This window comes from Photobacterium sp. GB-36 (assembly GCF_003026135.1).
Taxonomy (GTDB): domain Bacteria; phylum Pseudomonadota; class Gammaproteobacteria; order Enterobacterales; family Vibrionaceae; genus Photobacterium.
The window spans coordinates 89,436-102,953 of record NZ_PYNY01000015.1; the positions used below are offsets into that span (position 1 = coordinate 89,436).

The following is a 13,518-nucleotide window of genomic DNA, read 5'->3' on the forward strand; positions in this document are numbered from 1 at the left end:
GGCTTATCTTGATGTTCCACCTTACTGTAAGGTGTATTTAACATCACATTTTTTGTAATGGAGAACAGGTAACCATGTCTAGCTTTTCACTTGCCCTAGGTACAGCCACTAAAAACCGTGATGGAAAAATCATTGAAGCGTTTTTCCCAACCCCAACGCTTCATCCATCAGAACAATTAGTAAAAGATATTGCGACGATTGTTGGCTACCGTGGCGGCAACCAAGCGATTGAAGTAACACCAGAACAATGTGCAGCTATCGCTTCTGCATTTGAAGATGCTGACGATGAAGTAAGTGCACAGTTTGCAGCAAAAGCAACACTGTCTTCTCAGCCGCTTGTTATGGTGATGCTAAAAACAGATCTCGCTCCATCATCTGTTGCTGAAGGTTTCTTAAAGCTGCAACTTATCTCGCACCGTTTAGTGAAACCTCATGGCGTTGTGCTTGACGGTATCTTCGGCTTACTGCACAACATCGCATGGACAAACAAAGGTCCAATTGATCTTCCTGAGCTTGCTGATCGTCAAATGGAAGCCCGTTTAAACGGTGAAACGATCACTGTCGATTGTGTTGATAAATTCCCTAAAATGGTGGACTACGTGGTACCAACAGGTGTTCGTATTGCTGATACATCTCGTGTACGTCTTGGCGCACACGTGGGTGAAGGTACGACAGTTATGCACGAAGGTTTCATCAACTTTAACGCAGGTACTACTGGCGTAAGTATGGTCGAAGGCCGTATCTCTGCAGGTGTTGTTGTGGGTGATGGCTCTGATATCGGTGGTGGTGCATCTATCATGGGTACCCTTTCTGGTGGTGGTAAAGTAGTGGTTTCTATCGGTGAAAACAGCCTACTAGGTGCCAACGCGGGTCTTGGTTTCCCTATGGGGGATCGTTGTACTATCGAATCTGGTCTATATGTAACTGCTGGCTCTAAAGTACAAATGCTTGATGCTAACGGTAAGCCTGTAGAAGTGGTTAAAGCGCGCGATCTTGCTGGTAAGCCTGATCTACTGTTCCGTCGTAACTCTATGACAGGTCAAATCGAATGTCTAACCAACAAAACTGCGATTGAGCTAAACAGCGAATTACACAGCAATAACTAATTTTATTGTCGATAGATAATCGATAAAAAAAAGCGGCTCACTATTTTAGTGAGCCGCTTTTTTTTAAAAGATTAATACTTATTTTTCTGGTTTAGTGTTATCTACTTTCTTTTTAATAATATAAATAAACGGATTATTAAAAGAAAACTTACTACCTTGAGTCGTTAGTCGACGATCTTTCATCGCCCCTAGTACTTCTTTCTGCGCTTTAATTAAAGCAAAAAATCGCAACATGATAAAACCTATAAGTACCGGTAAAAAGATTGAACCAGCCTCATTAGATTTCAAAATAAAACTAATAGCTAACCAGCCAGCAATCATTGCTAATAACAAATAAAAAGGGGCGGTCTTCAGTTCTATACGTATTTCAGAGTCCGTTTCACTGCGTTGAAAAAAGAATTTCACTATATTATCCATCTATTAAATCCTTAAACTTAGAATCTCATAGACCGATTAATGCTATCAAGTAAATTTATTTATTCTATTTCTAATAAGCGCTCATTTAATTTAGATAAGCATAAAAAACAACCACTTCTACTCTTTTTATTCATTAAAACAACATTAATATTTGCAACTTAAAGTATTTTTTTTAGGAATGTTAAATGCAAATGCTTGATGCTACTTTTCTTGCCATTAGGTAACACCTGTCTCCATATAACGTTTATTAAAATGTTATACGCCTACAAGGACACCTAACCCACGCATGTTAAATATGGAAATATAAGTAGGTTTTTATGGCTAGTAACGACAAAATAAATAAAGGGAGGATCGGCGTATTTGCCTTAGCAATGTTAAACATTGTTGCCGTGGTGAGTTTACGTGGTCTTCCTGCTGAAGCGGAATATGGTTTAAGTTCAATCTTTTATTATATTTTTGCTGCGGTTGTTTTTCTTATTCCTGTATCACTGGTTGCCGCAGAGCTCGCAACAGGTTGGTCGGAAAAAGGTGGTATCTTCCGCTGGGTAGGTGAAGCATTTGGTCCAAAACTGGCGCTTGTTGCTATTTTTATGTTGTGGATTGAGGTGACCGTTTGGTTCCCAACAGCACTAACATTCGGTTCTGTTTCCCTTGCCTTTATGGGACCTAACCATACCTTTGACCAAGCCCTATCAGAAAATAAATTCTTCGTACTTGCCATTGTTCTCGCTATTTATTGGATAGCCACTTTCATTGCTCTACGTGGTACTGAAGCTTTCTCTAAAGTCGCTAAGTGGGGCGGTTTAATTGGTACTGTTATTCCTGGTATCGTATTAATTGTATTAGGCTTTTCTTATTTCTTCGCCGGTAATACGCCACAAATTCAATTAGGCTGGGATAAACTCATTCCTGACTTCTCTAACTTTAATAATGTTGTTCTTGCTGCCAGCATCTTCTTGTTCTACGCCGGTATGGAAATGAACGCTATTCACGTTAAAGAAGTTGATGATGCGCCACGTAACTACCCTATCGCGATCGGTATTGCTGCACTTGGTACGGTATGTGTATTCGTACTCGGTACATTAGCTATTGCGTTTGTTATTCCTCAAAAAGACATTAGCTTAACTCAAAGCTTACTTGTTACTTACGATGACATGTTCGCTTGGGCTGGTATTAGCTGGGCTGCGCCTGTCATGGCTGGTTGTTTAGCTCTAGGTGTACTAGCGGGGGTTGTTGGTTGGGTTGCTGGTCCTTCTTCAGCGCTACTTGTGGTGGCAAAAGGCGGTTACTTACCTCGTTTTTGGCAATACACAAACAAACACGGCATGGCATCACATATCATGTTGATGCAAGGTCTACTTGTTACTGCTCTATCAGTCGTATTTGTGGTACTTCCTTCTGTACAAGCGGCTTATCAGATCTTAAGTCAGCTTACAGTGATCTTATATCTTGTGATGTACCTATTAATGTTTGCTGCTGCCATTCACTTACGTTATAGCCAACCAAACCGCCCACGTGCATTCAAAATCCCAGGGGGTAATGGTGGTATGTGGTTTGTTGGTGGCGTAGGTTTTGTTGGCTCTTTAACTGCCTTCATCTTCTCATTCATTCCACCCGGTCAGATCTCTGTCGGTAGCCCTCAAGAATACGTAGGTATCTTAGTTGTGCTAACCATCATCTTTGTATCTGTTCCGCTATTTATCTACAAAGCCCGTAAACCTCACTGGAAAGATCCAGCAATTACAGACTTTGCGCCATTCACTTGGGAAATTGAAAACGTTCATCCAGGTGTAATTAACCCATCAGACAAAGTTACTCACACATTGAATCAGTAAGGAAATGAATATGTCGTGTTGTAAAAAAGATGTCGCTGCCGTTATGCAACAAGCGTTTGATTTGCATAAAGACAACAAAGATGGCGCTAATGCTTCTTACATCCCGTTCCTAGCATCGGTTCCATCAGATTTATGTGGATTGGCTTTCGTCTCTGTTACTGGCGACGTCATTAAAATCCAAGATGTTGACTACAAATATGCCATTGAATCTATCTCAAAGATCATGACATTAGGGTTAGCACTAGAACAATCAGGTGCAGATGCAATTCACAGTAAAATCGGTGCTGAACCAACAGGTTTGCCGTTTAATTCAGTGATGGCGCTTGAACTCCATAACGGTAAGCCACTAACACCGCTTGTCAATGCAGGTGCAATGGCAACGGTAAGCCTAATTGAAGCTGATGATAAAGAACAACGCTGGCAGAAAATTCTGGCGTTTCAATCAGCGCTAGCTGGCGAAAACATTGAGCTTTCAGAGGATGTTAATCAGTCAGAGCAAACAACCAACGCCCATAATCGCGCAATTGCTTTGTTACTAGAATCATCAAACCGTATCTACTCTGATCCACTTGAAGCGTGTGATGTTTACACTCGTCAGTGTTCGACGCTATTCAATACTGTTGAATTGGCAATAGTAGGGGCTACGTATGCTAATGGCGGTAAAAACCCAATATCAGGACAACAGCTTGTTAGCCCTGAAAATGCCTCTCATATCTTAGCAGAAATGATGATGGAAGGGCTTTACGACACATCGGGAGACTGGGCTTATGATGTTGGTTTACCAGGAAAAAGCGGTGTTGGTGGTGGTTTAGTTACCATTATCCCAAACGTAGGTGCACTGGCTGCATTCTCACCTCGTATCGACCAATTTGGTAATAGCGTACGCGGACAATTAATGATCAAACATGTCGTTCAAACTATGGGTTGGAACTTGTTTAACAGTAAGCAACACTAAGGTAGGAAGAAAATTATGGCTCTTCATGAAGTAACACGTAAAACAGGTAATGATCCAATCTATGGCTCAGATACTATTCATAACGTTGCGGCAACTACCAAGCTACCACAGCAAGAACAAGCACCTAACGTGATCTATCAAATGATCCGTGATGAACTTTACCTTGATGGTAATGCACGTCAAAACCTTGCAACCTTCTGCCAAACATGGGAAGAAGATGAAGTGCATAAATTAATGGATCTATCCATTGATAAGAACATGATTGATAAAGATGAATACCCTCAGTCTGCTGAAATAGAAGGACGCTGTGTTCATATTTTAGCGGATTTATGGAATTCACCAGAATCAGTAACTACCGTTGGTACCTCAACTACAGGCTCAAGTGAAGCCTGTATGCTAGGTGGTTTGGCTGCCCTATGGCGCTGGCGTGAAAAACGTCGTGCACTAGGTCAACCAACCGATAAACCAAACATGGTCTGTGGCCCTGTCCAAGTTTGTTGGGAAAAATTTGCCCGCTACTGGGACATTGAAATGCGCGAAACAAAGATGGCTGATGGTCATTACTGTATGACCCCAGAAGACATGTTAGAACTTGTCGATGCAAACACTATCATGGTGGTACCGACTTTCGGTCAAACTTTCACCGGTTTATACGAAACAGTAAAACCGTTATCTGATGCACTAGATACTTACGAGCATGACACTGGTAACTCGATTGATATCCACGTTGACGGCGCAAGCGGCGCAATGCTAGCTCCATTTTGTGCCACAGAAATTGAACCTTGGGATTTCCGCTTAGAGCGGGTTAAATCAATCAGTACTTCTGGCCACAAGTTTGGTTTATCGCCATTAGGCGTTGGCTGGGTTGTATGGCGTAGCAAAGAAGATTTACCTGAAGGCTTAGTATTCCATGTTAACTACTTAGGTGGTGACATGCCGACTTTCGCCTTGAATTTCTCTCGTCCAGCAGGACAAATCATTGCACAATACTACAACTTTCTACGTTTAGGTTATGAAGGTTACAAACGTATTCATGATGCAAGTTACAATGTGTGCGAATACCTCGTTAAAGAGTTAAACAAATTTGATCTGTTTGAGTTCTTGTTTGACGGTAACCGTGAAAAAGGTATTCCAGCCATTTCATGGCGCTTAAAAAATAATGCTAACGTTTCATTTAGCTTATATGACTTAGCGGATCGCCTACGTACTCGAGGCTGGTTAGTACCTGCTTATAGCTTGCCTGCAAACGCGCAAGATATTGTGGTACAACGTATCTTAGTTAAACAAGGCTTTACAGTAGACCTTGCTAGCTTATTAATTGCTGACTTTAAACGTTCAATTGATTTTCTAAATACTCATGCACAAGCTAAATGCGCAGCTGAAGATGTAAAAACATTTGATCATAGTGGTCGCTAATTATATTTACATCTATTTTAAATAAAGGCTGGTTTTTCCAGCCTTTATTTAACTAATATTAATAAACCAAAATCGCCTACTATTATTAATCGCCAAATTCTCTTTAATATTATCAAAGTAACCTTTCAATCGCCCCTTCAGCTTATCTGCAGATAAAAACAAATAAAAAGAGTCTTAATAAATAATTTAAACCCTCCCATAAAATAACCTAAAAACAGTCACTAAAAACAGTCACTAAAAACAGTCACTAAAAACAGTCACTAAAAACAGTCACTAAAAACAGTCACTAAAAACAGTCACTAAAAACAGTCACTAAAAACAGTCACTAAAAAATTAATAATAGACCACTAGAAAAATATTACCAAACATAATTCCAATAATACTTCTCATATCATAAAGTTAACTTTAATTATTGATATATAATCCACAAATATAAACAATAATAATTATCCACCTTAATTTACGTACTACTCTATTGATGTTTTTTCTCACATATAATTACAACATGAATTAATTTTTCATATTGTAATATTAGTTTAATGCACTAAATATAAGTTGGTTAACAATGACAAATTCAATTAAAACGAAAAAAGGGGGGATCAGCATTTTCGCTCTCGCAATGTTAAACATTGTTGCAGTAGTGAGTTTGCGCGGTCTTCCAGCAGAAGCTGAATACGGATTAAGCTCCATTTTTTATTATATTTTTGCCGCCGTAGTATTTCTGGTTCCTGTATCATTAGTTGCCGCTGAGCTTGCGACAGGTTGGTCTGAAAAAGGCGGTGTATTCCGCTGGGTCGGCGAAGCTTTTGGAGCTCGAATAGCATTAGTTGCGATCTTCATGCTATGGATTGAAGTGACTGTTTGGTTTCCAACCGCATTAACTTTTGGCTCTGTTTCACTTGCATTTATGGGTCCAGATAAATCATGGGATCAAGCATTATCTCAAAATAAATTCTTCGTACTAGGAATAGTATTAGCCATTTATTGGCTCGCAACTTTCATCGCTTTACGCGGCACTGCAGCCTTTTCTAAAGTGGCTAAATGGGGCGGATTAATTGGTACTGTTATTCCTGGTATCGTATTAATTATTTTAGGTTTCTCTTACCTATTCTTCTCAGGTAAGCCACCACAAATTCAACTTTCTTGGCACGATATTATTCCTGACTTTTCTAACTTTAATAACGTAGTTTTAGCGGCAAGTATCTTCTTATTCTATGCCGGTATGGAAATGAACGCGATTCACGTTAAAGAAGTTGATAATGCGCCGCGTAACTACCCAATTGCGATTGCGATTGCTGCGATTGGTACTGTCTGTGTATTCGTACTTGGCACGCTGGCAATTGCATTTGTTATTCCACAACAAGACATCAGCTTAACTCAAAGTTTATTAGTCGCTTACAATGATATGTTTGCTTGGGCTGGCATCAGCTGGGCTGCGCCAATTATGGCAGCTTGTTTAGCGCTAGGTGTACTTGCTGGAGTTGTTGGCTGGGTTGCAGGTCCTTCATCGGCATTACTTGTGGTTGCTAAAGGTGGTTATTTACCGCGCTTTTGGCAATACACCAACAAAAATGGTATGGCAACCCATATCATGATGGCACAAGCGTTCTTAGTGACCATGATTTCTACTGTGTTTGTAGTATTACCTTCAGTTCAAGCTGCTTATCAAATTCTAAGTCAATTAACGGTCGTTCTTTACCTCATCATGTACTTATTAATGTTTGCTGCAGCGATTCATTTACGCTACAGCCAACCTAATCGCCCTCGTCCATACAAAATCCCTGGTGGTGATATGGGAATGTGGATCATCGCTGGTGTTGGCTTTTCTGGTTCACTATTAGCATTCATCTTCTCTTTCATTCCACCAAGTCAAATTTCAGTCGGTAGCCCTGAAGAATACATTGGCTTCTTAGTGGTACTAACGGTGATATTTGTAGCTGTTCCATTATTCATCTACAAAGCCCGTAAACCGCACTGGAAAGATCCAACAGTCTCAGACTTTGCACCCTTTACTTGGGAAATAGAAGATACTCATCCAGGTGTGATCAATCCATCAGACAAAGTAACTCATACATTAAATCAATAAGAGTTAAGGATGCGTCAAATGCCACCACTAAATGAAAAGCTTGCTGTCATTATGCAGCAAGCACTGAATGAAGCAAAAACGAATAACGACGGCGAAAACGCCTCATATATTCCGTTTCTTGCATCAGTACCGTCAGAACTTACAGGCTTAGCCTTTGTGTCTGTTACTGGCGAGATTATTCAATTACAAGACTGTGATTATAAATTTGCCATTGAATCTATCTCAAAAATTATGACGCTTGGATTAGTTCTTGAACAATCAGGCGCCGATGCGCTGCACAGTAAAGTCGGTGCAGAACCAACAGGGATGCCATTTAATTCCGTTTTGGCACTTGAACTCCATAACGGTAAACCCCTAACCCCTCTCGTTAATGCCGGTGCAATGGCAACAGTGAGCTTAGTTAAAGCGACAGATAAAGAGCAACGCTGGCAGCAGATTTTGAACTTTCAATCCCTGCTAGCAAACAGCGAAATTTCGCTCTCTGACGAAGTCAATCAGTCTGAACAAACGACCAATACTCATAACCGTGCTATCGCATTGTTATTAGAATCATCTGGGCGTATGTATTCAGAGCCACTTGAAGCGTGTGATGTTTATACACGCCAATGTTCTACCCTATTTAATACGGTAGAACTTGCCACCGTAGGCGCAACACTGGCCAATGGTGGTAAAAACCCATGCTCAGGTCAACAGGTGATTGACCCTCAAAACATTCCCCACATTCTCGCAGAGATGGTAATGGAAGGGCTTTACGATACTTCTGGTGATTGGGCATATGATGTCGGTTTACCAGCAAAGAGTGGCGTTGGCGGCGGTTTAGTAACGGTTATTCCAAACGTAGGTGCACTGGCTGCATTCTCGCCACGACTAGACCCATTTGGTAACAGTATCCGTGGTCAACAAATGATTAAGCATGTTACTCAAGCAATGGCTTGGAACTTATTTAGCAGTAAGCAACACTAAGGTAGGGAAAAATTATGGCTCTTCATGAAGTAAACCGTAAAACAGGTAATGATCCAATCTATGGCTCAGATACTATTCATAACGTTGCGGCAACGACCAAACTACCACAGCAAGAACAAGCACCTAAAGTGATCTATCAAATGATCCGTGATGAACTTTACCTAGATGGTAATGCACGTCAAAATCTTGCGACCTTCTGCCAAACATGGGAAGAAGATGAAGTGCATAAATTAATGGATCTATCCATTGATAAGAACATGATTGATAAAGATGAATACCCTCAATCTGCTGAAATTGAAGGTCGTTGTGTTCATATGTTAGCGGATTTATGGAATGCACCTGATTCTGTTACAACAGTCGGAACTTCAACCACAGGTTCAAGTGAAGCCTGTATGCTAGGTGGTTTGGCTGCCCTATGGCGCTGGCGTGAAAAACGTCGTGCTCTTGGTCAACCAACCGATAAACCAAACATGGTCTGTGGCCCTGTCCAAGTTTGTTGGGAAAAATTTGCCCGCTACTGGGACGTTGAAATGCGCGAAACTAAAATGGACGACGGTCATTATTTTATGACCCCAGAAGACATGTTAGAACTCGTTGATGATAACACTATTATGGTGGTACCGACTTTCGGTCAAACTTTCACCGGTTTATACGAAACAGTAAAACCGTTATCTGATGCACTAGATACTTACGAGCATGACACTGGTAACTCGATTGATATCCACGTTGACGGCGCAAGCGGCGCAATGCTAGCCCCATTTTGTGCCACAGAAATTGAACCTTGGGATTTCCGCTTAGAGCGGGTTAAATCAATCAGTACTTCTGGCCACAAGTTTGGTTTATCGCCATTAGGCGTTGGCTGGGTTGTATGGCGTAGCAAAGAAGATTTACCTGAAGGCTTAGTATTCCATGTTAACTACTTAGGTGGTGACATGCCGACTTTCGCCTTGAATTTCTCTCGTCCAGCAGGACAAATCATTGCACAATACTACAACTTTCTACGTTTAGGTTATGAAGGTTACAAACGTATTCATGATGCAAGTTACGATGTGTGCGAATACCTCGTTAAAGAGTTAAACAAATTTGATCTGTTTGAGTTCTTGTTTGACGGCAACCGTGAAAAAGGTATTCCAGCCATTTCATGGCGCTTAAAAAATAATGCTAACGTTTCATTTAGCTTATATGACTTAGCGGATCGCCTACGTACTCGAGGCTGGTTAGTACCTGCTTATAGCTTGCCTGCAAACGCGCAAGATATTGTGGTACAACGTATCTTAGTTAAACAAGGCTTTACAGTAGACCTTGCTAGCTTATTAATTGCTGACTTCCAACGCTCGCTTGATTTTTTAAACTCTCATCCGACAGCGCAGTGTACAGCTGATGATACACAAAACTTTGATCATAGCGGTCGCTGATACCAATGAAAGCAAAGGTTAGTTTAATACTGACCTTTGCTATTATTGAAAACACTAACTTCACTATTTGCTCTCCCATTTAATATCTAACATGCTAATATTTTTCAATTAATAATAAAATCAATCACCACACTATAGGCGCTTAAATGTTTATTCACACGATTGAAATTATTTGTATTATTGCCTTCGCATTAAGTGCCGTGATCAGTGAATCTAATAAAGGTAAAGATATCGTCAGCATCATGGTGATTGGATGGGTAACAGCACTCGGAGGCGGAACCGTAAGAGATATTATACTATCCACAAATCAGGTTTTTTGGATAAGAGATCCATCCTATTTTTGGACAGCATTACTCAGCTCTTTTATAGGTTTTTTCCTTGCTCCACATTTACGACACGTAAAAGTCGAACGTATTATTGTAACTCTGGATGCGATTGGTATTTCCATGTTCTCAGTGTTAGTCACTAAAGATCTGACCGCTCAACATTATGCGCCCTATGTTGCGATCACTATGGGGATGATCACTGCGGTATTTGGTGGCGTACTACGTGACATTCTCACCAACCGTCCAACCATGTTTAACAATACGGAGTTTTATGCCAGTCCCGTTATTATCGGCTGTTACTTATATATTCTCCAAACTGAGCACCACATTAACCCAGATGTCGCAACCTTGAGCAGTATTATCTTTATTATTGCTTTACGCATGTACATTGTAATAAAGAAAAAAAAATTCCCCGATTTTTTATTGCTTAAATAATTCATTTTCTAGTGATGCACTTGCCATAGATCGCTTGCCCAGCAAGGCAAAAAGCAGCCCTATGAGAGACGTAATAAATATAATGGCTGTAAGTGAGTAATAATTATCAAGATTAAGCTGCCATGCGATAAAAATAAAAATCGCTGAGAATAACATTTGTCCGCCACCAGAGAGCGCACTTACTGTTCCTAATTGATTACTGTAAGGTACCAATAATAAGGATTGGGAACAGGGATAAATAAGCGCTTGAGCAACAGCCACACCAATAAAGCCAATTGTTAGCGTTAATAGTGACATTGGTTGTGATAAAAAGATCATAACCACACTCAATTGAATAACAGGAGCAATAAAAACAATATGGTGCGTACCGTAAGACTTCCTCAATATAAAGCATAATGTACTTGCAAGTAAAAACGCCACTGCAGGAATAATAGACCAATAGGCATAATTTTCTGAAGTAATATGTAATTGTGATTCTAAAATAAATGGCGCTAATGAACCGGTAAATATGACAAGTGCCCAATTAACCCAACCGATCATCGCATAAGAAAGAAAGTATCTATCTTTTAGCAAGGAGCCATAATATTGAAATATAGGAATAAATGAAATAGAGACACGAGGTGTAGATAATGTTTCAGGCAAATAGAAAAATAAAATGAGAAAACCTAGAACGGTATAGATAAACAAGCAAATAAAAACCGCAAACCAACCAAAATGGTGATTCACTAACCCTCCCATAATCGGTGAAAATATAGGAGTAAAAGCAGAAATAATAGATAGTCCCGTCATTGCTGATAAAAAGAATTTATTTTTATAGCTATCATGTAGCATTGAACGTGCAATAACTGATTCACACCCTCCACCAACACCTTGAATAAAGCGTCCTATAATCAAAATAGAAAAGTCATGGTGAAAAGTTAAGATAACTCCTAAACCAAGGATAGATATCAACAAACCTATTAATAATACATGACGCCGCCCATAAACATAAGATAACGGCCCATAGAATAATTGTGATGGACCATATCCGATCAAATAACTAACAATCAGTCCTTCCGCAAGATTTTGATTAATTTTAAAATCAAGATGGATCCAAGGTAACAAAGGAAAGACTAAGCCTAAACTAAGCTGACCGATGCTAACTATTAATATAGCGAGAAATAGGATATTCCAGTTCTCTTTAATAACACCTTTGACTTGATCGGCTAAAAGGATTTCTGTTGAATTATTCATTCCAACAAGCCCACTCAGTGATGATAATAATTAACCGCGTTATTTTAGTCCTCATTTTAAAGTGATTTATATTTACTTAATCAATTTAAGTTTCTTATTTTAGTCCTTTATTAAAAAATAAAACCAGCTATTTCCATCCATATGCTAAATCAACAACACCCGATCCATTCAATATTTTACTATTAGCTTACATTTAAATCACAACGCTCTGTCATTAAACAGGAACGAATCAGGAGAATAGACTTCATAAAATTAAGGAGAGATATAATGAAAAAACATATGATTGTGGGTCTAAGTGCACTGGTTGCTATTTCAAGCTTATCGTTAACAGGGTGTAATGAAAAATCTCACGCTAGCGAACCAACAGAAGCAAAAGTTTTATCAGTAAAAGCCGTCACTAAAACAGTAACAACACCACACCAAGTCTGTGAGCAAGTTGCTGTGACTCATAAAGTCGCTCCTAAAGACGAAAATAAAGTGTTAGGTACGCTTGCCGGTGCTGTTGCCGGTGGTGTACTAGGACACCAAGTTGGTGGTGGTAACGGTAAGAAAGTCGCAACAGTAGCTGGTGCAGTAGCCGGTGGCGTTGCTGGTAATATGGCTCAAGGTAAATACCAAGAAGGCCATACAACAACAACAATGGAAAAACGTTGTCACACAGAAAATAGCAAAACAGAACAAACCATTGGCTATGATGTAACCTACCAACTAGGCGATGACAAAGACACAATTCGTATGGATAAAAAACCAACTGGCGATACGCTAGCGGTTAAAAACGGTAAAGTTGTTATCTAATCTATAGTCACAATAAGAATATTCTAAGCCCTGCTAGCTATAGCAGGGCTTTTTTATTCAATAATACTGGGTTCCACTCCTAATACCTGCGCATCCCAGCGTTACCAGCAGTTAAGCTTCTCAATTTTAAATCTTAACCAAACGAACTCTCCCACTATCATATTCATTTCTTACAAACGAAAAAAGCCCCGCGATGACTAGCGAGGCTTCTTAATAAGTGGCTGAACGATGGGGACGCCTAGTTCAGGCTTGCGCTCAAGTGGGACTCGAACCTGCGCCCCCGGCGTGACAGGTCGCTAAGCTCTCCAATAAAGAGGCTAACCAACTGAACTACCAACTCACTCAAATACATTTAACTCATTTGTTCCAAATGTAAAAAAGCCCCAGTCTTTCGACTAGGGCTTAATATAAGTGGCGGAGCGGACGGGACTCGAACCCGCGACCCCCGGCGTGACAGGCCGGTATTCTAACCAACTGAACTACCGCTCCACACGGAGATAAAACTTTCGTTTTATCCGATATCCGTAGTTCAAAAC

Annotated in this window: 11 protein-coding genes and 1 tRNA gene; 9 read left to right on the forward strand and 3 right to left on the reverse strand. The window is 40.1% G+C overall.

The features are described 5' to 3' along the window. Positions 1-74: 74 nt before the first annotated feature. A complete protein-coding gene (gene dapD / locus C9J46_RS14040; RefSeq protein ID WP_005371559.1) occupies positions 75-1,106 on the forward strand; it encodes a 2,3,4,5-tetrahydropyridine-2,6-dicarboxylate N-succinyltransferase in 1,032 nt (343 codons plus the stop codon). Between the two features lie 78 nt (positions 1,107-1,184). On the opposite strand, the gene C9J46_RS14045 is transcribed toward dapD, so the two are convergent. Next, complete coding sequence (locus C9J46_RS14045; protein WP_107207751.1) at positions 1,185-1,523, reverse strand: hypothetical protein; 339 nt, start codon at positions 1,521-1,523, stop codon at positions 1,185-1,187. A gap of 317 nt (positions 1,524-1,840) precedes the next feature. Between C9J46_RS14045 and gadC (C9J46_RS14050) the strand changes: the two genes are divergently transcribed. From gadC (C9J46_RS14050) to C9J46_RS14080, 7 genes are all read left to right on the forward strand, one after another. Next, positions 1,841-3,358, forward strand: coding sequence for a putative glutamine/gamma-aminobutyrate antiporter GadC (gene gadC, locus C9J46_RS14050; RefSeq protein WP_107207752.1), 1,518 nt, complete (start codon positions 1,841-1,843; stop codon positions 3,356-3,358). 10 nt (positions 3,359-3,368) lie between these two features. Further along, positions 3,369-4,313: a glutaminase A gene (gene glsA, locus C9J46_RS14055; RefSeq protein WP_107291075.1), complete on the forward strand. Its 945-nt coding sequence runs from the start codon at positions 3,369-3,371 to the stop codon at positions 4,311-4,313. 15 nt (positions 4,314-4,328) lie between these two features. Continuing rightward, positions 4,329-5,729, forward strand: a complete 1,401-nt coding sequence (locus C9J46_RS14060) for a glutamate decarboxylase (protein ID WP_107287833.1) — start codon at positions 4,329-4,331, stop codon at positions 5,727-5,729. Positions 5,730-6,294: 565 nt separating this feature from the next. After that, entirely contained in the window at positions 6,295-7,815 is a 1,521-nt protein-coding gene (gene gadC, locus C9J46_RS14065) for a putative glutamine/gamma-aminobutyrate antiporter GadC (protein WP_107207754.1), read from the forward strand. An 18-nt stretch (positions 7,816-7,833) separates the two neighbouring features. Beyond that, a complete protein-coding gene (glsA, locus tag C9J46_RS14070) occupies positions 7,834-8,778 on the forward strand; it encodes a glutaminase A (RefSeq protein WP_107207760.1) in 945 nt (314 codons plus the stop codon). Between the two features lie 14 nt (positions 8,779-8,792). Beyond that, entirely contained in the window at positions 8,793-10,193 is a 1,401-nt protein-coding gene (locus C9J46_RS14075) for a glutamate decarboxylase (RefSeq protein WP_107287832.1), read from the forward strand. Positions 10,194-10,339: 146 nt separating this feature from the next. After that, positions 10,340-10,954 (forward strand): trimeric intracellular cation channel family protein, encoded by a 615-nt coding sequence (locus tag C9J46_RS14080; protein WP_107207756.1) that lies wholly within the window; start codon positions 10,340-10,342, stop codon positions 10,952-10,954. Here the strand turns inward: C9J46_RS14080 and C9J46_RS14085 are convergent. Continuing rightward, complete coding sequence (locus C9J46_RS14085; RefSeq protein WP_107207757.1) at positions 10,940-12,187, reverse strand: MFS transporter; 1,248 nt, start codon at positions 12,185-12,187, stop codon at positions 10,940-10,942. The genes C9J46_RS14080 and C9J46_RS14085 overlap by 15 nt on opposite strands. 267 nt (positions 12,188-12,454) lie before the next feature. Between C9J46_RS14085 and C9J46_RS14090 the strand changes: the two genes are divergently transcribed. Continuing rightward, positions 12,455-12,982: a glycine zipper 2TM domain-containing protein gene (locus tag C9J46_RS14090; protein WP_107207758.1), complete on the forward strand. Its 528-nt coding sequence runs from the start codon at positions 12,455-12,457 to the stop codon at positions 12,980-12,982. Positions 12,983-13,394: 412 nt separating this feature from the next. Here C9J46_RS14090 and C9J46_RS14095 read toward each other — a convergent pair. Further along, positions 13,395-13,471: transfer RNA gene (locus C9J46_RS14095), tRNA-Asp, on the reverse strand. Positions 13,472-13,518: the final 47 nt, after the last annotated feature.

What these genes read in the sequence shown, in the direction of transcription:
- dapD (WP_005371559.1), top strand. Translation starts at nt 75, where the DNA reads ATGTCTAGCTTTTCACTTGCCCTAGGTACAGCCACTAAAAACCGTGAT.
- C9J46_RS14045 (WP_107207751.1), bottom strand. Translation starts at nt 1,523, where the DNA reads ATGGATAATATAGTGAAATTCTTTTTTCAACGCAGTGAAACGGACTCT.
- gadC (WP_107207752.1), top strand. Translation starts at nt 1,841, where the DNA reads ATGGCTAGTAACGACAAAATAAATAAAGGGAGGATCGGCGTATTTGCC.
- glsA (WP_107291075.1), top strand. Translation starts at nt 3,369, where the DNA reads ATGTCGTGTTGTAAAAAAGATGTCGCTGCCGTTATGCAACAAGCGTTT.
- C9J46_RS14060 (WP_107287833.1), top strand. Translation starts at nt 4,329, where the DNA reads ATGGCTCTTCATGAAGTAACACGTAAAACAGGTAATGATCCAATCTAT.
- gadC (WP_107207754.1), top strand. Translation starts at nt 6,295, where the DNA reads ATGACAAATTCAATTAAAACGAAAAAAGGGGGGATCAGCATTTTCGCT.
- glsA (WP_107207760.1), top strand. Translation starts at nt 7,834, where the DNA reads ATGCCACCACTAAATGAAAAGCTTGCTGTCATTATGCAGCAAGCACTG.
- C9J46_RS14075 (WP_107287832.1), top strand. Translation starts at nt 8,793, where the DNA reads ATGGCTCTTCATGAAGTAAACCGTAAAACAGGTAATGATCCAATCTAT.
- C9J46_RS14080 (WP_107207756.1), top strand. Translation starts at nt 10,340, where the DNA reads ATGTTTATTCACACGATTGAAATTATTTGTATTATTGCCTTCGCATTA.
- C9J46_RS14085 (WP_107207757.1), bottom strand. Translation starts at nt 12,187, where the DNA reads ATGAATAATTCAACAGAAATCCTTTTAGCCGATCAAGTCAAAGGTGTT.
- C9J46_RS14090 (WP_107207758.1), top strand. Translation starts at nt 12,455, where the DNA reads ATGAAAAAACATATGATTGTGGGTCTAAGTGCACTGGTTGCTATTTCA.